General features: G+C 70.2%; 20 protein-coding genes. 7 read left to right on the forward strand and 13 right to left on the reverse strand.

The genetic code is table 11. The features are described 5' to 3' along the window. Positions 1–250 precede the first annotated feature (250 nt). From ACWV14_RS12335 to ACWV14_RS12355, 5 genes are read left to right on the forward strand one after another with little or no spacing between them, the layout of a single operon-like run. Positions 251–1,159 carry an ABC transporter ATP-binding protein gene (locus tag ACWV14_RS12335; RefSeq protein ID WP_454908881.1) on the forward strand — a complete coding sequence of 303 codons (909 nt, stop codon included), beginning with the start codon at positions 251–253 and terminating at the stop codon, positions 1,157–1,159. Positions 1,160–1,170: 11 nt separating this feature from the next. Continuing rightward, entirely contained in the window at positions 1,171–2,328 is a 1,158-nt protein-coding gene (locus ACWV14_RS12340) for an ABC transporter permease (RefSeq protein ID WP_454908882.1), read from the forward strand. After that, positions 2,325–2,606, forward strand: a complete 282-nt coding sequence (locus ACWV14_RS12345; protein ID WP_422085950.1) for an acyl carrier protein — start codon at positions 2,325–2,327, stop codon at positions 2,604–2,606. Before ACWV14_RS12340 ends, ACWV14_RS12345 begins: the two co-directional genes overlap by 4 nt. After that, complete coding sequence (locus ACWV14_RS12350; RefSeq protein ID WP_454908883.1) at positions 2,603–3,673, forward strand: beta-ketoacyl synthase N-terminal-like domain-containing protein; 1,071 nt, start codon at positions 2,603–2,605, stop codon at positions 3,671–3,673. The genes ACWV14_RS12345 and ACWV14_RS12350 overlap by 4 nt, the downstream gene beginning before the upstream one ends. After that, positions 3,670–4,158 carry a hypothetical protein gene (locus ACWV14_RS12355; protein WP_422085952.1) on the forward strand — a complete coding sequence of 163 codons (489 nt, stop codon included), beginning with the start codon at positions 3,670–3,672 and terminating at the stop codon, positions 4,156–4,158. The genes ACWV14_RS12350 and ACWV14_RS12355 overlap by 4 nt, the downstream gene beginning before the upstream one ends. Before the next feature lie 9 nt (positions 4,159–4,167). Here ACWV14_RS12355 and ACWV14_RS12360 read toward each other — a convergent pair whose 3' ends face one another. Genes ACWV14_RS12360 through ACWV14_RS12380 form a run of 5 tightly spaced genes read right to left on the reverse strand, consistent with a single transcriptional unit; the run spans position 4,168 to position 9,871 of the window. Beyond that, positions 4,168–4,788, reverse strand: a complete 621-nt coding sequence (locus tag ACWV14_RS12360; protein WP_454908884.1) for an HD domain-containing protein — start codon at positions 4,786–4,788, stop codon at positions 4,168–4,170. Between the two features lie 5 nt (positions 4,789–4,793). Beyond that, positions 4,794–5,897 (reverse strand): lytic murein transglycosylase B, encoded by a 1,104-nt coding sequence (gene mltB / locus ACWV14_RS12365; RefSeq protein ID WP_454908885.1) that lies wholly within the window; start codon positions 5,895–5,897, stop codon positions 4,794–4,796. A gap of 53 nt (positions 5,898–5,950) precedes the next feature. Then, the gene (locus ACWV14_RS12370) at positions 5,951–7,972 is read right to left on the reverse strand and encodes a transglutaminase family protein (protein ID WP_454908886.1); all 2,022 of its coding nucleotides are present in this window, start codon (positions 7,970–7,972) and stop codon (positions 5,951–5,953) included. A 16-nt stretch (positions 7,973–7,988) separates the two neighbouring features. Further along, a complete protein-coding gene (locus ACWV14_RS12375) occupies positions 7,989–8,954 on the reverse strand; it encodes a DUF58 domain-containing protein (protein ID WP_422085956.1) in 966 nt (321 codons plus the stop codon). After that, positions 8,951–9,871 carry an AAA family ATPase gene (locus ACWV14_RS12380; RefSeq protein WP_454908887.1) on the reverse strand — a complete coding sequence of 307 codons (921 nt, stop codon included), beginning with the start codon at positions 9,869–9,871 and terminating at the stop codon, positions 8,951–8,953. Before ACWV14_RS12380 ends, ACWV14_RS12375 begins: the two co-directional genes overlap by 4 nt. 73 nt (positions 9,872–9,944) lie before the next feature. Between ACWV14_RS12380 and ACWV14_RS12385 the strand changes: the two genes are divergently transcribed. Both ACWV14_RS12385 and ACWV14_RS12390 read left to right on the forward strand, forming a co-directional pair. Beyond that, positions 9,945–10,898 (forward strand): histone deacetylase family protein, encoded by a 954-nt coding sequence (locus tag ACWV14_RS12385; RefSeq protein WP_454908888.1) that lies wholly within the window; start codon positions 9,945–9,947, stop codon positions 10,896–10,898. Between the two features lie 38 nt (positions 10,899–10,936). After that, positions 10,937–12,220, forward strand: coding sequence for a mechanosensitive ion channel family protein (locus tag ACWV14_RS12390; RefSeq protein ID WP_454908889.1), 1,284 nt, complete (start codon positions 10,937–10,939; stop codon positions 12,218–12,220). Between the two features lie 11 nt (positions 12,221–12,231). Here ACWV14_RS12390 and ACWV14_RS12395 read toward each other — a convergent pair whose 3' ends face one another. The 8 genes from ACWV14_RS12395 to ACWV14_RS12430 are packed head-to-tail and all read right to left on the reverse strand — an operon-like array spanning position 12,232 to position 20,439. Next, entirely contained in the window at positions 12,232–13,503 is a 1,272-nt protein-coding gene (locus ACWV14_RS12395) for an aspartate aminotransferase family protein (protein ID WP_454908890.1), read from the reverse strand. Further along, positions 13,496–14,599: a phosphotransferase gene (locus tag ACWV14_RS12400; RefSeq protein WP_454908891.1), complete on the reverse strand. Its 1,104-nt coding sequence runs from the start codon at positions 14,597–14,599 to the stop codon at positions 13,496–13,498. The genes ACWV14_RS12395 and ACWV14_RS12400 overlap by 8 nt, the downstream gene beginning before the upstream one ends. Then, positions 14,599–15,627, reverse strand: a complete 1,029-nt coding sequence (locus ACWV14_RS12405) for a histone deacetylase family protein (RefSeq protein ID WP_454908892.1) — start codon at positions 15,625–15,627, stop codon at positions 14,599–14,601. The genes ACWV14_RS12400 and ACWV14_RS12405 overlap by 1 nt, the downstream gene beginning before the upstream one ends. Before the next feature lie 9 nt (positions 15,628–15,636). Beyond that, on the reverse strand, positions 15,637–16,341 hold the full coding sequence (locus ACWV14_RS12410; protein WP_454908893.1) for an SDR family NAD(P)-dependent oxidoreductase: 705 nt from the start codon (positions 16,339–16,341) through the stop codon (positions 15,637–15,639). A gap of 1 nt (position 16,342) precedes the next feature. Next, on the reverse strand, positions 16,343–17,035 hold the full coding sequence (locus ACWV14_RS12415) for a GntR family transcriptional regulator (RefSeq protein WP_454908894.1): 693 nt from the start codon (positions 17,033–17,035) through the stop codon (positions 16,343–16,345). Continuing rightward, entirely contained in the window at positions 17,032–17,979 is a 948-nt protein-coding gene (locus ACWV14_RS12420) for a DMT family transporter (RefSeq protein ID WP_454908895.1), read from the reverse strand. Before ACWV14_RS12420 ends, ACWV14_RS12415 begins: the two co-directional genes overlap by 4 nt. 37 nt (positions 17,980–18,016) lie before the next feature. After that, positions 18,017–19,054 carry a histone deacetylase family protein gene (locus ACWV14_RS12425; protein ID WP_454908896.1) on the reverse strand — a complete coding sequence of 346 codons (1,038 nt, stop codon included), beginning with the start codon at positions 19,052–19,054 and terminating at the stop codon, positions 18,017–18,019. 5 nt (positions 19,055–19,059) lie between these two features. Then, positions 19,060–20,439 carry an aminotransferase gene (locus tag ACWV14_RS12430; RefSeq protein WP_454908897.1) on the reverse strand — a complete coding sequence of 460 codons (1,380 nt, stop codon included), beginning with the start codon at positions 20,437–20,439 and terminating at the stop codon, positions 19,060–19,062. Positions 20,440–20,455: the final 16 nt, after the last annotated feature.

Consider the following 20,455-nt stretch of genomic DNA (forward strand, 5'->3'; position numbering starts at 1 on the left):
TACCTTGCTCCGCGAATGTCCCCCGGCCTGCGGCCTCCTCCTTTATTTCGCTGCGCAAGGCACCCCATCGTCGTGATCGGTCAGAGCACTGGTTGATCGGCTCGCATAAGCGCGGCGTCCATCGTGCACAGGGCGTCGGGTGCTCCCCGCAGCGAAATAAAGGAGGAGGCCGAAGGCCGGGGGACATTCGCGGAGGGGAGTACCCGATGGCCTGTGCACACGCCCCGAACAACACGCAGATGGCAACCCGATGCTCGAGCTGAAGAACCTCAGCTACCGGTATCCGCATGCCGACGCACCCGCACTGGCAGACGTATCGCTCTCAGTGCCGAGTGGTTGCGTGCTCGGTCTGCTGGGCCCGAACGGCGCAGGCAAGACCACGCTGATCTCGCACCTGTCGGGCGCGCTGGCCGTGCAGTCGGGCGAGATCCGGATCGACGGTCAACCGCTGCAGCAGGTGCGTGCAAAGACGCCCACGCGGATTGCAGTTGCGCCACAGGAGCACGCGTTCTATCCCATGCTGACCGTTGCCGAGAACCTCGCATGCTTTGCGGCTGCGGGTGGCCTGTCGGGCGCGAAGAAGAAAGAGCGCATCGCGGCCTGCACGCAGTTCGCGCAACTCGAACAGTTCTCGGGCGTGCGTGCTGAAAGACTCTCCGGCGGTCTCAAGCGACGCCTTAACCTTGCCATCGCCTTGCTGCCCGAACCCGAGCTGATGCTCTTCGACGAGCCCACCGTCGGAGTCGATCCGCAGTCGCGCGCCTTCATCCTCGACGCCATCAAGAGCCTCGCGCAGCAAGGCGCGGCGGTGATCTACGCCTCGCACTACATGGAAGAGATCGAGGCGATTGCCGATCGCGTCGTCATCCTCGACCGGGGCCATGTTCTGCGCGAAGGCGCACTCGACGACCTGCTGTCGAAGAGCGCGATGCTGCTCACGCTTGCGGCCGACGGGCTCGATGCCGGCATGCTCTCGCGCTTCGGCACCGTGGAAGATGGCGGCGTGCACTGGCGCATCCACCTGGACGCCGGCATCGGCCCCGGCCCCGTGCTGGCCGCGCTTGAAGCAGAGGGCATAGAGGTGCGCCATGCCGAGTTCGGCCGCCATGACCTGGAGCAGCTGTTCATGGCGCTCACCCATCGCTCGCTGCGCGACTGACCGACGTTCCCATGCTCTTCGCGCTCATCAGGAAAGAACTGCTCGCCCTCGTGCGCGACATGCACGGGCTGGCCGCGCTGTTCGTGATGCCGATGGTCTTCATCGTGCTGATGTCGCTCACGCTGAAAGACATCTACCGCCCGCCGCTCGCCGAGCTGACTTATGCAGTCGACATGCGCGACACCGCCACGCCCGCGCAGTGGCTCAAGCAGCTCTGGCAGCGCAACCACGGCACGCCGCAGCCGCTGGGCGACGACTGGCAGGCGCGGCTGCGCAATGGCTCGCTCAAGTACGTGATCGTGATGGAGCCGGGCCTGTCGGACGAGCTGGAGTCGGCCGCGTTGTCGACCCAGGCACGCATCCACCTGCTGACCGAGCCCGGCATCGACGCCAACCTTTTCAATGCGCTGCGTGCCGAGTTGGTCGGCGCGTCGGGCGAGCTCAAGGCTCGGCTCGCGCTGGCGGTGCCCGGCACGGCCGGCCCGGCGCCCGACGCTTCGATCCAGGCGATGGTGCGCGCCGAGCGCTTCTCGACCGCCGGGCCGCGCCCGACCTCGGTGCAGCAGAACGTGCCCGCATGGCTGGTCTTCGGCATGTTCTTCGTGGTCGCCTCGCTGTCCAGCCTGTTCGTGCAGGAGCGCAGTTCGGGCGCGCTCGGCAGGCTGCAGAGTCTGGGCGTGTCGCGCTTCACGCTGCTGGCGTCCAAGGCGTTGCCCTACCTTGGCGTGAATGCGCTGCAGGCGGTGGTCATGCTCGCGGCCGGCATCTGGTTCATGCCGCTGATCGGCGGCGACGCGCTGTCGCTCGCGGGCATCCACTGGGGCGCGCTGCTGTTGTCGCTCGGCGCGGTGAGCCTGGCGGCGGTGAGCCTGTCGCTCGCGCTGGCCTGCCTGGTGCGCAGCCATGCGCAGGCGGCCACCATCGGGCCGATGGTCAATGTGCTGATGGCGGCTGCCGGCGGCATCATGGTGCCCAAGTTCGTGATGCCGGGCTTCATGCAGCGGCTGGTCGAGATCTCGCCGATGAACTGGGGGCTCGAGGCCCTGCTCACCGTGCTGCTGCGCGGCGGCGGCGTGGCCGACGCGCTGCCGCAGATCGGCCGGCTGGCCGCGTTCGCGGCGGTGATGTTCATCGTTGCCGTATTTCTGTTTCGCAGGCGCGCACCATGAGCACCATTGGCACTGTCACCCCTGAATTCATCGCCAGCCTCAAGGCCATGGTGCTCGAAGCCGTCGAGAAGACGGCGCCCCCCGGCGGCCTTGGCGACGACGAGCCGCTGTTCGGCCCCGAGGCGCGGCTCGACCTCGACTCGCTCGATGCGCTGCAGGTGTCGATGACGATCCAGCAGCGCTTCGGCGTGCGCATGCCCGACAGCAAGGAGACGCGCCGGGCGCTCACGTCCATCGCGCATCTGGCGCAGCATCTCGCGCAAGCGGGCAAGGCATGAGCCAGGTCTTCCTGGCCGGCGTCGGGCTGGCCTGCGCGCTGGGGGAAGACATGCCACGGGCACTGGCTTCGTTGCGGCGCGGCGGGGTGCCACCGGTGCCCGTGGCCGTTGCCAATGACGTGTGCTGGCCCGTGCATGCCCTGCCGCAGGCGGAGGGCGACTGGACCGAGCGCCTGCGCCGCACCGTGCGCAACGTGGCCGCGCAGACCGGCGACTGGGGTGCGCGCACAGCGCCGCTGTACGTGGCTTCGTCGTCGCTCGACATCGGGTTCATGGAGCACGCGGCGCAGTCCGAGCGGCTCGGCGGCGATCTGCAGGACTTCGCCGACATCGTTGCTGGTGCGCTGGACTGGCAGGGGCCGGTGTTCACGGTCTCGACAGCCTGCACTTCGTCGCTGAACGCGGTGCTGACGGCCTGCGACATGATCCGCGGCGGCGAGGCGCAAGAGGCGCTGGTGATCGGCGCCGAACTGGACAACCGATTCACCGTCGCAGGCTTCGGCGCGATGCAACTGCTGGCGCCCGATCGCGCAAAGCCCTTCGGCGCCGGACGCAAGGGGCTGGTGCTCGGCGAGGCGGTGGCTGCGCTGCGGCTGCAGTCGGGGGCCGCGCGCTGGCAGGTCATGGGCGGCGCCAACGTGGTCGACGGGCGCAATCCCTCGGGCACCGAAGCCAGCGCGGTGCTTGCGATGTGCCACGGCGCGCTGGCGCAGAGCGGGCTGCGGCCGGCCGACATCGACCTCATCAAGGTGCAGGCCGCCGGCAGCCCGGTTAACGACGCGATCGAGGTGGAGGCACTCAAGCAGGTGTTCGATCCGCTGCCGCCGCTGGTGTCGCTCAAGTCGGTGCTCGGCCACACGCTGGGCGCTGCAGGGGCGGCCGAACTGGCGCTGCTGGTGGGTTGCATCGAAGGCGGCGCGTGGCCGGTGGTGGACTATCCGCTCGACGAGACGCTCGGCATCTCGCTGTGCGCGCAGGCGCCGCAGAGGCTTCGCCACATCCTGCTCAATCTGGTGGGCTTCGGCGGCGGGCATGCCTCGCTCGTGCTGAAGGACTGCTCGGCATGACGGCATGGCGCACAGCGGCGCATTTCGTCGCGCATCCGCCGCCGGCGGATTGGCGCGATGAGCTGGCGCGTCGCATCGGTCGTCGCCCGCGCCGCGTCGGCTTGTGGACGGAGCTTGCGATGTATGGCGCGCGCCGATGCCTCGACGCGGCCGGCGAAGCAGCACTGCCAGCCGATGCCCGCCTGCGCGTGGCCAGCCTGCGCGGCGCATGGGAGGCCACGCAGGCGGGCCTTTCGCAGCTCGACACGGGCCTGCCGATGCCTTTCACCTTCATGCAGAGCCAGCCCGCGCTGATGCTGGCCGAGGTGGGCCGATGCCTCGAATGGCAAGGCGATGCGAGCTTCATGCTGTGCCGCGATCCGCAGCGCTTGCTGGCGTTGTCGAAGCTGGGCGCGGCGAGGGGCGGCCTGCTGTTCGGCACCGTCGAAGAGGCGCATGGCGGCGAGCCGCCGCGTACCGAATGGTGGCGGCTGGTGCCGGCCTGAGGCCGCGGGTCAGCCTGCGATCGAACGCTGCAGGTTGATGCGTGCCTGCGCCTCGAGCTGTGCGTGCATGCGCGGCGTGGCGTAGATGGCCTTGCGGTCGAGAAAGCGCTGGAGGATGGCGCGCCGGCGCGGGAGGCGCACCTCTTCGGGCACGAAGGCGTATTCGGCGTGCACCTGGCGCTCGTATTCGTCGAAGCGCTCGCGCCCGGCGCCCAGGATCGAGAGGTCGATGTCGATCAGCAGTTCGGCGTCGCGGCCCTCGGGCACCGCGTCATGGCGCGTGGCCATGACGAGCGCGTGGACGCGTTCGGCCGCTTCCGCGTTGACGCCAGCAGCCAGCAAGGCCTGCCGCGCCCAGTCGGCGCTGCGTGCTTCGTTGTCGTGTGCATGCACGTCGTAGATCGCGTCGTGGAACCACAGCGCTAGCGCTACCTCCGCGGGGTGTTCGGCAAGTGGCTTCTCGCGCTCGAACCACGCGAGGCATTCGCCCAAGTGCTGCACCGTGTGATAGTGGCGCTGGGGTTCGGCGTAGCGCTGCTGCAGCTCGGTGCACAGCGCCTCGTCGGGCGCCGCGACGCCCAGCGCATGCCAGGCCGCGTTCCAGTTTGCGCGCAGTGCCTCGGGCGACATGGTGCCTATTGCTCCATCGCGGCCTTGACCTCTTGCCCGAGGTCGAGCACGGACATGGCGTAGTAGCTGCTCCAGTTGTAGCGCGTGATCACGTAGAAGTTGCGCGTGCCGGCCACGTATGTCGGCGGTGCGTCGGCGCCGTTCTGCAGCTCGACCAGCGCGAGCAGGCCCTTGTGGCGGATGCCGTCGCCCTCGGGCACCGCTCCCGCGGCCACGAAGCTGTCGGCGCTGAAGGTCGGCAGGATGTCGGGCGCCAGCAGCAGCGCCTTCTGCAGCCGTGCTTCCTCGAAGTGCACCGGGAAGATGGCGGGCATGCCCGGCTGCCAGCCGAAGGCCTTGAAGTAGCTGGCCACGGAGCCGATCACGTCGGCGGGGTTGTTGACCAGGTCGATGCGGCCGTCGCCGTCGAAGTCGACCGCGTACTTGGCAATGCTGCTGGGCATGAACTGCGGCATGCCCATGGCGCCGGCGTAGCTGCCCAGCGGGGCGAGCGGATCGTCTGCGGTGCGGCTCTCGGTGCTCAGGAAGCTCTCGAGCTCGCCGCGGAAGAAGGCCTCGCGCTCGGCCGCGCGCGGGTGGCCCTGCGGGAAGTCGAAGGAGAGCGTGGCCAGCGCGTCGATCACTCGGAAGCTGCCCATGTTGCGGCCGTAGATGGTTTCCACGCCGATGATGCCGACGATGATTTCCGGCGGCACGCCGTACACCTGCTGGGCGCGCGCCAGCGTGTCGGCGTTGGCGCGCCAGAAGCGCACGCCGGCCGCGATGCGCACCGGGTCGATGAAGCGGCTGCGATAGGTCTGCCAGTTCTTCACGGTGCCCACCGGGCCCGGCAGCATGAGCCGCGGCACGTTGGGCAGGAAGCGCGCGCTGCCGATGGTGGCACGCACCCATTCGCGGTCGAGGCCCCGGCGGGCCGCCACTTCGTCGGCGAACTGCATGGCGTCTTCGCGCGTGGCGTAGGGCGTGCTGCCGCGCACCGGGTTGACCGCGGCGGCGGTGCGGCCGCTGGAGGACTTCTGTGCTACAGCCCCCGTGGACCATGCGCAGCAGGCGGCGAGAAGAGCGGCTGCCGCAGCGGCGCGGGACGGCGTGGGGAGAGAGAATCGCATGGGTTGATTGTGCCGCCCGCCCGCACGGACCCCTTTCGGGGACACATGTGGTTTCAGCCGCGCAGATTCGCGGCGGGCCAGGCGAGGCGGCGGAATTCGGCGCGCAGGGTGGAAAGGGAGTCCGGCGTGGCCGGCGCGTAGCGTTGTGCCTCGAGCTTCAGCAGCCAGTCGCGCACCGACTGCGCGGCAGGGCCGAAGCGCGCGTCGGCAGCCTGGGCCATCTGGCGCGGCGGCGCGGTGTCGGGCAGCTGCAGGCCGGCCTTGGCGAGCCGCGCGCGGGCCTGGCCCAGCAGGCGCAGCCACGGGTCGTGACGGCTGCGCTCCCACAGCGTCCAGGCGGCGCCGGCGAGGCTCGCGCCCACCAGCAGATAGAGCAGCACATAGGCCAGGTCTTCCAGGCTCGGCGCCTCGAAGCCGATGTTCTTCAGCAGGTTCAGCTGGCGGCTCTGCGTGTAGTTGAGCACCCACTGGTTCCAGCCGTTGTTCACCGCCTCCCAGGCGGCGCGGATGTTCTGCGCGAGCGTGGGGCTCATCGCGCCGATGGCGCCCGCGAACAGCCCCGGCTGCGGCACCAGCCGCTGGAACTGGCCGATGCGGCCCGGCGCGACGGAAGCGGTGGGATCGACGCGAACCCAGCCCGTGCCTTCCTGCCAGACCTCGGCCCAGGCATGCGCGTCGCTCTGGCGAATGATCCAGTAGTTGTCGACTGTGTTCAGATCGCCGCCCTGGTAGCCGGTGACGATGCGCGACGGCACGCCCAGGTTGCGCATCAGCACCACGAAGGCCGAGGCGATGTGCTCGCAGAAGCCTTCCTTGCGGTCGAACCAGAACTCGTCGGCGGTGTTGTCGCCGTAGACGCCGGGCTCCAGCGTGTAGCTGTAGCCGCCGGTGCGCAGCCGTGCGAGCGCGGCCTGCACGAAGGCTGGCGTATCGGCGCCGGCCAGTGCGGGGTCGGCGCGCATCTCGGCTGCCAGGGCTGCGGTGCGCGGATTGGTGCCGGGCGGCAGCGCCAGATAGGCCTGCAGCTGGCCGCCGGCGCGCTTGAGCGGGCCGCTGTGGAACTGCGTGTAGCTTTCGGCGCGGTAGCGCACGAGGTCGTTGAGCGGCCGGTTCGCGAGCCATTGCAGGTCGGGCGTGCCCGTTACCTCGAAGCCCGGAGCCTCCGGCGCGCGCGGCGCGGCATCGAGTGTCAGCAGCAGGGGGCGGTTGCTGGGCTCGAGCGTGACCTCATAGCGCACCGGCTCGCCGCTCACGCGCAGGTTCGACGCCCACTGCGTGCCGCGCGCCCATGACGGAAGCGCGGTCCATTCGCGGCCGTCGAACTGCGCGAGCACCGGGCCGCGGAAGTACAGCTGGCTTTGTGGCGGCACCTTGCCGGTCTCGAAGCGCACCCGCGCGGCGATGCTGTCGTCGAGCGCCAGCTCGGCGATGGTGCCGACACGCATGACGTTCGACAGGCCGCTTCGTCCCACCATGGCGTCGCTGGGCGTGCCCCACAGCGGCGCGAAGCGCGGGAACAGCAGGAACAGCGCCAGCATGATCGGCGCGCCGGCCAGCGCCATCCAGCCGGCGGTGCGCGCGGCCTGCCACAGCGGCGGCCGGCCCACCGGCATGTGCGCGTTGACCAGCGCGGTGAGCAGGCCCAGCAGCGCGAGCAGCATGGTGAATGCGGTCAGCAGCGACTGCGAGTAGAAGAAGTTCGTGAGCATCGCGAAGAAGCCCAGGAAGAAGATGACGAAGGCGTCGCGCCGGGCGCGCAGCTCCAGAGTCTTCAGTGCCAGCAGGATCACGATGAGCGTGACGCCCGCGTCGCGGCCCAGCAGCGTGCGGTGGGTGGCGAAGGTGGCGGCAAGCGTGAGCGCCAGCAACGCGGCGCGCCACCACTTGCCTGGCAGCGGGCGGGCCTGCACAGCGAGCAGGCCGCGCCACAGAAGCACCATGGCCGTGATGGCCGTGCACCACCAGGGAATGTTCTCGATCTGCGGCAGCACGATCAGCGCGATCACCGTGAGCAGGAACAGCGTGTCCCGGGCATCCCGGGGCAGGGCCGCCAGCCGCGTCATGAGCTTGTTCATGTTCGTGGGCCTTCGTTCAGCACAGGGCCAGCGCTTCGAGGCAGGCGCGCCGGTGCGCCTCGCCCTGCGAGGGTTTCACCACCCGGCCCGCCACGCGCATGCCGTAGTCCACGCCCAGCCGGTCGGCCATCAGCACCCAGGCGCACAGGCGCGAGATGCGGGCTTCGGTGTCGGGGAGGCCGGCGGACTGGGCGTCGAGCCAGAGTTCCTCGCGCTGCGTCTGCTGGGTGTCGCGGCTCACCAGGTCTTCGGAGCCGGCGGCCTGGGCGCGCGCTGCTTTCTTCCAGACAACCAGCTTCAGCGGGTCGCCGCGCCGGTAGGCACGCACGCCGTCGTATTCGCCGGAGCCGGCGGCGCGCAATGCGGCCGATGCGGCGGCCGGGCCGGACAGCGGCTCGCCCGGCGGCAGCGGTGGCGGGTGCGCTTCGGGCGCGGGGTAGACCAGCATGCGGGCCGCCGGTCGCCACACCGTCCACACGCGGAAGGTGCCTAGCGGGAAGCGGGTCTCGGCGGTGAGCGGCGGCACAGGGTGCAGGCCGCGGCGCTCGGGCTGGAACGCGATCTCGACGGTGGCGGTGCCTTCGGCCGGCACGTCGGTCCAGGCCCACTGGCCGCTGCCGCGCACCGCCATGCCGATGCCGTAGCGAACGCTGCGCCGGGTGTTGTGCAGAACCACCTTGAAGACGGCCGCCGCGCCCGCGTAGTGCGCATCGGGCGCCACCATGTGCATCGACAGCCCGCGCAGCGTGCCGTGGCACACGTGCATGCCCACCGCCACGCTGCCGGCCAGCAGGAAGGTCAGCAGGTAGCCCAGGTTGAGCTGGTAGTTGATCGACGCGATCAGCAGCACAAGCAGCGTGGCGGCCAGCGTCCAGCCGGCCCGCGTGGGCACGATGTAGACGTTGCGCTGGGTCAGCTCCAGCGTGTCCGACGGCGGCCGGCGCGACAGGAACCAGCCGTCGATGCGCGAGCGCAGGCTCACGGCAAGGGCACGGCGGCGATCATGGCGCGCACCTGCTCGACGGCGCCCCGGCCCGCATCGCCCACCGGCGTGAGGCGGTGCGCGATGGTCTGCGGCAGCACGGCCTGCACGTCGTCGGGCGCGACGTAGTTGCGGTTGGCCAGCAGCGCCTGCGCCTTGGCCGCGCGCAGCACCGCAATGCCGGCGCGCGGCGACAGCCCCTGCAGGAACCAGCGGCCCGACCGGGTGGCGGCGATCAGGTCCTGCACGTAGTTCAGCAGCGGGTCGGCCGCATGCACCTGCTGCACTCGCTGCTGGATGGCGGTCAGCTCGCCGGCGGTCAGCAGGGCGGGCAGGCTGGCCAGCATCTCGCGGCGGTCGGTGCCCGCGAGCAGCTGGCGTTCGGCCGCGCGATCGGGGTAGCCGAGCGAGATGCGCATCAGGAAGCGGTCGAGCTGCGACTCGGGCAGCGCGAAAGTGCCGAGCTGGTCCTGCGGGTTCTGCGTGGCGATCACGAAGAAGGGCGAGGGCAGCGGGCGGGTCTCGCCCTCTACCGTGACCTGCTTTTCTTCCATCGCCTCGAGCAGCGCGCTCTGGGTCTTGGGGCTGGCGCGGTTGATTTCGTCGGCCAGCAGCACCTGCGCGAAGATCGGCCCGGGGTGGAACACGAAGGCCTGCTGCCCCCGGTCGTAGATGGCCACGCCCGACAGGTCGCCCGGCATCAGGTCGGCGGTGAACTGCACCCGCGAGAACTGCAAACCGAATGTGTGCGACAGCGCGTGGGCGAGGGTGGTCTTGCCGACCCCCGGCACGTCTTCGATCAGCAGGTGGCCGCCCGCCAGCAGGCAGGCCACGCAGTCGCGCACCTGGGCCTCTTTGCCCACGATCACCGTGTTAAGCTGACTTAACAAAGTGGCTAGCTTTGCAGCAACGTCCATATTTGTATCCATATGCAAACGATACCGTAAGACCATGCGGCCCCATGCCGCGTGAGGTCTACACGCGAGAGACATGGGCAAGACAGGCTACTTCACACATCGCGACTTCTGGAAGCACGACATGGGCGGCGGGCATCCCGAATGTCCCGGCCGCCTGGATGCCATCGAAGACCGCCTGCTGCTCACCGGCGTGGGCGACGCGCTCGAACACCGCGACGTGCCGCTGGCCACGCTGCAGCAGCTCACCCGGGCGCACAGCACCGCGCACGTCGAGCACCTCGAGGAACTTCACCAGCGGCTGGTGGCCGATGAGCCCGCCGGCGGCCCCGACCATGCGCAGGTCGACCCCGACACCGTGCTCACCCGCTTCACCCTGCTGGCCGCGCGCCGCGCCGCCGGGGCCGCCATTGCCGCCACCGACGCGGTGGTGGCCGGCGAGCTGGAAAACGCCTTCTGCTCGGTGCGCCCGCCCGGCCACCATGCCTGCCGGGAGCAGGCGATGGGCTTCTGCTTCTTCAACAACATCGCCATTGCCGCGCGGCATGCCATCGAGGTGCACGGCATCGAGCGCGTGGCCATCGTCGATTTCGACGTGCACCACGGCAACGGCACCGAGAACATTCTCTCGAACGACCCGCGCGTGCTGATGGTCGGCTTCTTCCAGCACCCGTTCTATCCGTACAGCGGCACAGACCATCCGGCGCCGAACATGCTGAACATGCCGATTCCGGCCTACACCAGGGGCATGGACGTGCGCGAGATGATCGAGGCGGTGTGGATGCCGCGGCTGGAGGAGTTCAAGCCCCAGATGATCTTCATCAGCGCGGGCTTCGATGCCCATCGCGAGGACGACCTGGGCCAGCTCGGGCTCAACGAGAACGACTTCGCCTGGATCACCGGGCGCGTGCACGATGTGGCCAGGCGCCACGCCAAGGGCCGTATCGTCTCGATGCTCGAAGGCGGCTACAACCTCGATGCGCTGGCGCGCAGCGTGGAAGCCCACATCCGCGTACTGGCCGACCTGTAGTGCCGCCGGCGCGAGCGGCGCCCATCTTTTTTGAACCGATGAATTTCAACGACTTCACCCAACGCCTGAGCCAGGTCGATGCACGCGGCATCGCCATCGAACTCGCCGTGCTGGTGGCCTGCATCGCCCTGGCCTGGGGCGTGTGCAAATGGTTCGGGCGCGACCAGCCCAAGGACTCGATCTGGTTCGGCGAGCGCACCTTCGACGGCGTGCTGTTCCCGCTGCTCGCGCTGGTGCTCACCGACCTTGCCCGGCGCGCGGTGGGCGATTTCCAGACCGTGCTGGTGCTGCGCATCGCGGTGTCGATGTTCCTGTCGCTGGCGGTGATCCGGCTCTTCGCGCGGGTGCTGCGCGCGGTGTTCCCGGCGTCCAACATGGTGCGGCTGTTGGAGCGCACGGTGTCGTGGCTGGCCTGGATCGCGGCGGTGCTGTGGATCGTGGGCCTGCTGCCGCCGGTGCTGGCCGAGCTCGACGACATCACGCTGGCCTTCGGCAAGACGCGCGTGAGCCTGCAGACCATCATCCAGGGCGCGCTGTCGGCCGGGCTGGTGATGATGATCGCGCTGTGGATATCGAGCACGGTCGAGAAGCGCATCCTGCGCGAGGCCGTCACCGACCTGTCGATGCGCAAGGTGGCGTCGAACGCGGTGCGCGCCTTCCTGCTGCTGATCGGCATGCTGTTCGCGCTGTCGGCGGTGGGGGTGGACCTGACGGCGCTGTCGGTGCTGGGCGGCGCGCTTGGCGTGGGGCTGGGTTTCGGGCTGCAGAAGCTGGCGTCCAACTACGTGAGCGGCTTCGTGATTTTGCTGGAGCGCTCGATCCGCATCGGCGACAACGTGAAGGTCGACACCTTCGAAGGCCGCATCACCGACATCAAGACGCGCTACACGCTCATTCGGGCGGGCAACGGGCGCGAGGCCATCGTGCCGAACGAATCTCTCATTACCAGCCGGGTCGAGAACCTCTCGCTGGCCGACCGCAAGTTCAACATAACCACCACCATCGTGGTGGGCTACGAGAGCGACGTGGCGCAGGTGCAGTCCATCCTGTGCGAGGCGGCCAGGGCCCAGCCGCGCGTGATGAGCGACCCCGCGCCAGTGGCCTTCCTCATGAACTTCGCGCCCGACGGGCTGGAGTTCACGCTCAACTTCTGGGTGACCGATCCCGACAAGGGCAAGGACAACCTGCGCTCGGCCATCAACATCGCGATCCTCGACGGGTTGCGCGGCGCGGGTATCGACATTCCCTATCCGCAGCGCGTGGTGCGGGTGGAGTCGCTCCCTGCCGGAGCGGCCCCTGCGGGCGAGCCCGCGGAAAAATAAGCCCCGGCGCGCTATTCCAGCGTGCCCAGCACCTCGTCCAGCCGCTCGACCAGCAGGTCGGCGTGCTCGCGCTCGAACACCAGCGGCGGCCGTATCTTGAGCACGTTGGCCTGTGGTCCGGTCGCGCTCAGCAGCACCTGGCGCTGCCGCAGGCCGTTGACCACCTTGGCCGCCTGCGCCGTGGCAGGCGCGCGCGTGGCGCGGTCGGCCACGAGTTCCAGCCCGATGAAGAGCCCCGCGCCGCGCACCTCGCCGACCAGCGCATGGCGCTGGCCGAGCGCGGCCAGGCGCTCGCGAAGGTAGCTGCCGACCTGCAAAGCGTTGTCCTGCAGGCTGTTCTGCTGGATCACGTCGAGAACGGCGGAGGCCGCGGCCATGGAGACCGGGTTGCCGCCGAATGTATTGAAGTAGCGGCTGGCCTGGCCGAAGGCCTTCATGATCTCCGGCCGCACCGCCAGGCCTGCGACCGGGTGGCCGTTGCCCATGGGCTTGCCCATGCTCACCATGTCGGGCACCACGCCGTGGCGCATGAAGCCCCAGAAGGCCTCGCCCGTGCGGCCGAAGCCGGGCTGCACCTCGTCGGCGATGAACACGCCGCCGGCCGCATGGATCGCCTCCACCGCCTCGCGCAGGAAGCCGGCCGGCGCCGTGAACACACCGTCGCTGGAGAACACCGTGTCCACGAGCAGGGCGGCGGGCGCGATGCCGTGCGCCTTCAGGTCGGCGGTGGCCGCGCGCACGCCGTCGGCGAAGCGCCTGCCCGTCTCTGCATCTCCTCCCTCCGGCGCATCCACCAGCCGCACATGCTCGCCCAGGCGCACGTACTGCCCCAGCGAGGGCGAGGCGCAGGCGATGGCCGAGGTCACGCCGTGGTAGGCGAAGCGCGTGACGATGAGGCCGGTGCCTCCCGTGTGCGCCGTGGCGATGCGCATGGCCAGGTCGTTGGCCTCGCTGCCGGTGCAGGTGAAGGTCGCATGGCCCAGCTCTGGAGGCATGGTGGCCAGCAGTCGCTCCGCGTAGTTGAGGATGCCTTCGTGCAGGTAGCGCGTGTGCGTGTTGAGCACGGACGCCTGGCGCGCGATGGCCTCGACCACCTCGGGCCGCGCATGGCCCAGCGGCACCACGTTGTTGTAGGCGTCCAGCCAAGGCGTGCCGGCGGCGTCGTAGAGCCAGACGCCCTCGCCGCGCACGGGATGGAAGGGCTCTTCGTAGAAGAGCCGGTAGGCCGGCCCGAGCAGGCGGGCGCGGCGCTCGAGCAGGTCGGCGGTGTGTTTCTCAGTCATGGATCGGTTCCGTGGGTTCCGTTGCGTGGCAGGCGGCCTGGATGGCGTCCTGCACTTGGTCGGGTGTCAGCGCGGCGCAGGCTTGCAGCCGGGCCCAGGAGACGGCGTTGTTGCGCATGAGATAGGCGGCGTTGTCGGGCTGGCGAGCCGCGCGCCAGCCGCTGATGGCGACCACCATCGCCAGCCGCGCGCGCACCAGGTCGAGCAGCGCGTGGGTCTCGCCATCGGTCAGCGCAGAGACGGCGTGATAGTCGGCCGCGAAGCGCGCGATCGTCGCCAGCGCGTCGCCCTGCTCGTCGATGTGGTACGAGGCCGCGACGGCGAGGTCGTCCACGAGCGGTGCATGCACCATGTCACCGAAGTCGAGGATGCCGGCCACGCGCGCCGGTTCGTCCGGCTCGACCAGCAGGTTGTAGAGGTTGAAGTCGTTGTGGATGGGCTGGCGGCGCAGCAGGGCCAGCCGCGGCTTGGTGCGCTGCACGAAGCCGTTGAGCGCGGCCTCGGCCAGCGCGCGGCGGGCAGGGTCGGCCACGTGTACCAGCAGGGCGCGCACGCGGTCGGCGCGCTGGATGTCCCAGGGCAGTTCGCGGGCCCCGGCGGGGTGTTCGAAGCCGGCCAGCGCGAGGTCCAGCCGCGCGAGCATGCGGGCGACGCAGGTGCGCTGCGCAGCCGAGCGCGGCGCCTGCGGCATGGGAGTGCCCTCGAGGTAGCTGAACAGGCGCGCCACGCGCGTGCGGCCTTCGGCATCCTCGATCTGCACCGAGGCCGCGCCGTGGCGGTCCGGCAGCAGCCGCTGCACCGGCAGGCCGGGGTCCGTGCGTGCCAGGTGCAGCAGCGCCTGGGTCTGGAAGTCGGCCACCAGCGGGTCTTCGTCCGGGTGCGAGAGCTTGAGCATGCAGCGCGCGCCGCCGTCGTCCGGCTCCAGCAGGAAGTTGGCGTCGCGCTCGCCCGTGAGCGGCTTGAGCCGCCCGCGCTTGCCGTAAAGGCGCAGCAGCAGGTCGGCGGCCCAACCGGTTTCGACGGGGGCGGGCGGCGCGGTCAGCACCGCGGCCTCGGGCAGGGCCGCGCGGATGGCGTCGTCGAGCTCTTGCGTCATCACGCCGCCTTCTCGAAGCCGCCGAGCGCGCTCGCCAGGTTGAGGCCCAGGTCCTCCGACAGGTAGCCGCCTTCCTGCACCAGCACCGTGGGCAGTCCGAGGCGCGCGATCTCGCCGAGGATGCGGCCGAAGCCCGGCGTGCTCACGGCCAGCGCCTGGTAGGGGTCGTTCTCGTGCGCGTCCAGGCCCAGGGCCACGACCAGCGCGCCGGGCGCGAAGGCGCGGATGGTCGCGTGCGCCGTCGCCAGCGCGGCGAGGAAGCCCTCGTCCTGCGTGCCGCGCGCCAGCGGCAGGTTCAGGTTGTAGCCCAGGCCTTCGCCTTCGCCGGTCTCGTGCGCGTGGCCCGTGAAGAAGGGCGTGCAGAAATGCGGGTCGCCATGCAGCGAGATCGTCAGCACGTCCTTGCGGCGCCAGAAGATGCCCTGGGTGCCGTTGCCGTGGTGCACGTCGATGTCGAGGATGGCCACGCGGTCGTGCCTGCCGCGCAGGTGCTGGGCCGCGATTGCAGCGTTGTTGAGGTAGGTGAAGCCGTTGGCGCGGTCGGCATAGGCATGGTGGCCGGGCGGCCGGCACAGCGCGTAGGCCGCGCGCTCGCCGTCCAGCACCAGCTGCGCGGCATGCGTGGCCACGTGGGCCGACCACGTCGCGGCATGCCAGGTGTGACGGCCGATGGAGCAGGCCATGTCGCCCATGTGGTAGCCGGCCTGGCCCACGAGGCTGTCGGGGTAGGTGAAGGGCTGGCCCGGGAACGGATGCACGTTGGGCATGACTTCCTCGGAGGCGCCTTCGAGCTGCTGCCAGCGCTCCCAGGCGGTTTCCAGGAAGCGCAGGTACTGCGGCGTGTGGATGGCGGCGCGCGGGCCCGGGCCGTGGTCCTCGGGCGCGACGACGTCGTGGCCCTGCGCGCGCGCGGCGTTCAGCAGCAGCGTGCCCCGCTCGGGCTGCTCGTTGCTGCGCTTCATGCGTCCGCGCACGATGAACTGCTGCGGGTCGTGGCCTGTGTGCTGGTCGCTGTAGATGACTTTCATGTCGGGCTTTCAGTATTGGGGTTCGACGGTCCAGCTGATCGGGATCTCCGCGACGCTGGCCGAGGCCGGCAGCTCGAGCACCGTCCGCGCGATGCGGGCCACGTCCTCTGGCCGCGTGGCCTGCCGCTGCTGCTCGGGCGGCAGGGCGGCCGCCATGTCGGTGGCGACGAAGCCGGGGCACAGCGCGGTGCAGCGCACGCGCGATTCGGCGCCGCAGTGCCGGATGCCGTGGGCCAGCGACAGCACCGCCGCCTTGCTCAGCGCATAGAGCGAGGCATCGGCCGTGCGCACGCGCTTGGCGGCGAGCGATGCCATCACCAGCACCTTGCCTTCGTCGGCCGCCAGCAGGTGCGTCCAGGCCTTGCGCGTGAGCCGCAGCGGCGACTTGACGTTGATCTCCAGCAGGCGGTCGACCTCCGCGTCGTCGGCATCGACGACCGAGCGCGTGCTGAGGATGCCGGCGTTGTGCACCAGCGCATCGATGCCGCCGAAGTCGCGCACGGTCGCGGCCACCCAGTCGGTCTCGCTTTGCGCGTCCTCGGCGTCGAAGCGGTAGGTGCGCACCTGCCCGGCGCCGTAGCCGGCGAAGGCATCGGTGGCGCTGCGCGTGCCCACGCTCACGCGCCAGCCGTGTGCCAGCAGCTCGCGCGCGATGGCCAGGCCGATGCCGCGGTTGCCCCCGCTGACCATGGCGACACGGGGGGCGGCCTTCATCTCATGCCTTGGAGAAGAGTCCGCGGACATGCGCCTTGGCGGTCTCGAGGTGGAAGCGCAGCGCGTGCTGCGCGGCGTCGACGTCGCGGCGCGCCATTGCCTGGGCGATCGGCCTGTGCGTCTCGGCCAGCACCTTCAGGTCGCCGTAGCTGTCCTCGCTGAGCGCCAGGAACATGCGCACCTCGGTCTGCATGTTGTCGAACAGCCGGTGGAGGTAGTGGTTGCCCGAGAGCGCGCTGATGGCGAAGTGGAAGTCCAGGTCGAGCGCCACGCGCTCTGGCGAGGACAGGATCTCGGCGCGTTCCACCATGTCGTCCACGCGCGCGTCGAGCTGGGCCAGTTCGGCGTCGGTGGCGTGCGCGCAGGCCAGCGACGCGCCCAGCAGTTCGAGCTGGATGCGCACCTCGTACAGGTCGGTGACCTGCTTCGGCGAAACCGTGCGTACCGCGAAGCCGTGGCGCGGGCGCGAGATCAGCAGGCCCAGGCTCTCCAGCCGGCGCGCGGCTTCCCGCACAGGCGCGCGGCTCACGCCCATCTGCCGGGCCATCTCGGCCTCGACGATGCGCTCGCCGGGCGCGATGCGGCCCGACAGGATGGCTTGCTGCAACTGCGCCTCCACCACGCCGACGAGATCGGGCACCTGGATCGACGAGAAAGCGGGAGGGGTGGCGGCTTCCGTGCGGCTGATGGTCATCTGAATTCCTTGTCTCGGTCTCTTGTGCGTATCATGCCGGCCGCCTGGGTTCTGCCGCCGCCCGCGCGCGCCAGGTACACGCCCGCCACTGCGATCAGCGCCATGCCCGCCAGGGCCGTCGCATCGGGCGGGCGCTGGAACCACAGCGTGCTGATCAGCACCGCGAGCAGCAGCTGCACGTAGTTCAGCGGCGCCAGCGTGGCCGCGCCTACGCGGCGGAACGCGGCCAGCAGCAACAGCTGGGCGCTGCCGCTGACCGCGCCGCCGGCCACCAGCAGTGCCATCTCCGGCCAGGGCGGCAGCGTGACGTGCGGCATGAACAGCACGGGCAGGTTCGTGATGACCAGGCAGGCCAGCGCCATGTGCGCGAACTGCACGGGCGCCGGCACCAGCCCCGAGAGCCGGCGCGTGAGCACCTGGAAGAGCGCATAGCAGACAGCGGACACGGCCATCAGCAGCGTGCCCGCCAGCGGCAGGCTGCCGCCCGGGCGCACGATGCACAGCATGCCCGCGAAGCCCAGCAGCACCGCCGTCCACTGCGCGCGGCCCACCCGCTCGCCGAGCAGCCAGGGCGACAGCGCGACCATGATCAGCGGGGCCGTGAAATAGATGGCCGTGGCCTCGGCCAGCGGCATGGTGACGAGTGCTGTCATGAAGCAGGTGGCCACGACAGCCAGCGCCACGCTGCGCGCTGCCAGCAGCTTCTGGTGCGGCTGGCGCCACAGGCGCAGGTCGCCGTGGCGCAGCAGCAGCACCAGGGCGATGGCGCCTATCGCGGTGTAGCGACCCAGGTTGACGACGGCGGGTGCATGGCTGGCCACCATCTGCTTTGCGAAGGCGTCGTATGCCGCGAACAGCACCAGCGCGCAGAGGAACAGCGCGATGCCCGAGGCCGCGCTTTCGTGGCGTGCCAGGGGAGCCGAGGCTTGCACCGTGCTGCTCATGGGGCGCCGCCGGAGCGGTTGCCGTCGATCGGCACGGTCATGCCTGCAATCCCTCAAGGAACGCGTCGAGCGCGGCGCCGATGGCATCGACCATGTAGCCGCCCTCCTGCACCACGACCGTGGGCAGGCCCAGCGCGCGCACGCGCTCGCCTGCGAGGCGGAAGGCCGCCATGTCGAACTTCAGCACGCTGATCGGGTCGTCCTTGTAGGTGTCGAAGCCCAGCGGCAGCACCAGGGCCTGCGGCTGGAAGCGCTCGATGGCGGCGACGGCCTTGTCCAGTGCCTCGGCGAACTCGGCGTTGCCGCTGCCGTGCGCCAGCGGCAGGTTCAGGTTGCAGCCTTCTCCTTCGCCGGTGCCGCGCTCATGCGAGTAGCCCGTGTACCAGGGGTAGTAGCCGGACGGGTCGGCGTGCGTGGAGACGGTCAGCACGTCGCCGCGCTCGTAGAAGATCTGCTGCGTGCCGTCGCCGTGGTGGGCGTCGATGTCGAGCACGGCCACGCGCGCATGGCGCCGGCGCAGCGTGGCGGCGGCGATGGCGCTGTTGTTCACGTAGCAGAAGCCTCCCGCGCGCGCATGCTGCGCATGGTGGCCCGAGGGCCTGCAAAGCGCGTAGGCGATGCCGCCGCCCTCGAGCACCGTCTCGGCCGCGGCCTGCGCCGCATGGGCCGAGCGCAGCACCGAGCGCCAGGTGTGCGGGCCGATCGGGCAGGCCAGGTCGCCGATGTACCAGCCGGCCTGCGCCACCACCGACGGCGAGGGGCAGGGCCCGGATCGCGCGCCGTGCGGCGACAGGTTGGGCAGCACCTCGATGCCGGGCTCCAGGCCCGGGCCGCCGAGCTTCTGCCAGCGCGCGTAGGCGCTCTCCAGGAAGTCCAGGTAGTCGATGCTGTGCACGAGCTCCAGCGCGGCGCGGCCGGCCTCCGGCGGTGCACCGACCGCGATGCCGCGCGCGGACAGAGCGCCCATCAGCGCCTCGGCGCGCGTGGGCAGGTCGGTGGGCTTGCAGATGCGGCCCAGCCGCATGAACTGCTGCGGGTCGTGCAGCAGCTGGTCGTCGCTGAAGAAGGCCTGCATGCTCGTCAGGCCTTCGTTTCCTGGTCGAAGCGGTCCATGGCGCGGGCCAGCCGCGCGAACAGGTCATCCAGCTCGGCCCGCGTGATGATCAGCGGCGGGCACAGGCCGATGCTGTCGCCCATGGCACGCACGATCAGTCCTTCTTCCAGCGCCAGCGCCGCGAAGCGATAGCCGGCCTTGCGCTCTGCTGCGAACGGCGTGCGCGCGGCCTTGTCGGCCATGAGTTCGATGGCGCCGATCAGGCCCACGCCGCGCACGTTGCCCACCCAGGGGCGCCCGGCGAAGGCGCGCAGCCCGGCCTGGAATGCGGGCGCTATCTCGCGCACGTGCTCGAGGATGCGCTCGTCCTCGTAGACCTTGAGCGTCTCCAGCGCCACCGCGCAGGCGACGGGATGGCCCGAGTAGGTGTAGCCGTGGCCGAAGCTGCCGAGCTTGCCGCTGTTGGCGGCGATGGCGCTGTGCACCTTGTCGTTGACCATGACCGCCGAGATCGGCACGTAGCCCGAGGACAGCGCCTTGGCGCAGCTCAGGATGTCGGGCTGGATGCCGAAGGTGGTCGAGCCGAACATGTTGCCCGTGCGGCCGAAGCCGCAGATCACCTCGTCGGCGATCATGAGCACGCCGTACTTGCGCAGCACGGCCTGCACCTTCTCGAAGTAGCCGGCCGGGGGCACCAGCACGCCGCCCGCGCCCATCACCGGCTCGGCGATGAAAGCGGCCACGGTGTGCGGGCCTTCGGCCAGGATGGTCTGCTCCAGCTGTTGCGCGAGGCGGCTGGAGAAGTCCTGCTCGGTCTCGCCGGGCTCGGCGTAGCGGTAGTGGTGCGGGCAGTCCACATGCAGGAAGCGCGCGGGCGCGGTCGCGATGGGCAGGTCGAAGTCGCGGTGGTTGCCGTCGAGCCCGCCCATGCTGGCGGCGGCCACGGTCACGCCGTGGTACGCGTTGCGCCGCGCGATGATCTTCTTGCGCTCCGGCTGGCCGATGGCGTTGTGGTAATACCAGACCATCTTCACGGCACTGTCGTTGGCCTCGGAACCCGAGTTCGCGAAGAACACGCGCGCCATCGGCGCGGGCGCCAGCGCCAGCAGCCGCTCAGCCAGGTCGGCCACGGCCACGTTGGTGCGCTGGTTGAAGGTGTGGTAGTAGGGCAGGGTGTTCAGCGCATGCGCGCCGGCCGCGGCCAGGCGCTTGTTGGAGAAGCCCAGCGAGGCGCACCACAGGCCCGACATGGCTTCCAGGTAGCGCTTGCCCCGCTCGTCGACGACGTGGATGCCGTCGCCTTCCACGATGACCAGCGGCGGCGTCTGCGGCAGCGCGTCCAGGTTGGTGTACGAATGCAGGTGGGTGGCGACGTCCTTGTCGCCGGTGCCGAGGGGTTCTGCCATGGGGTTCCTCTTTTGA

This window comes from Variovorax durovernensis (assembly GCF_977011995.1).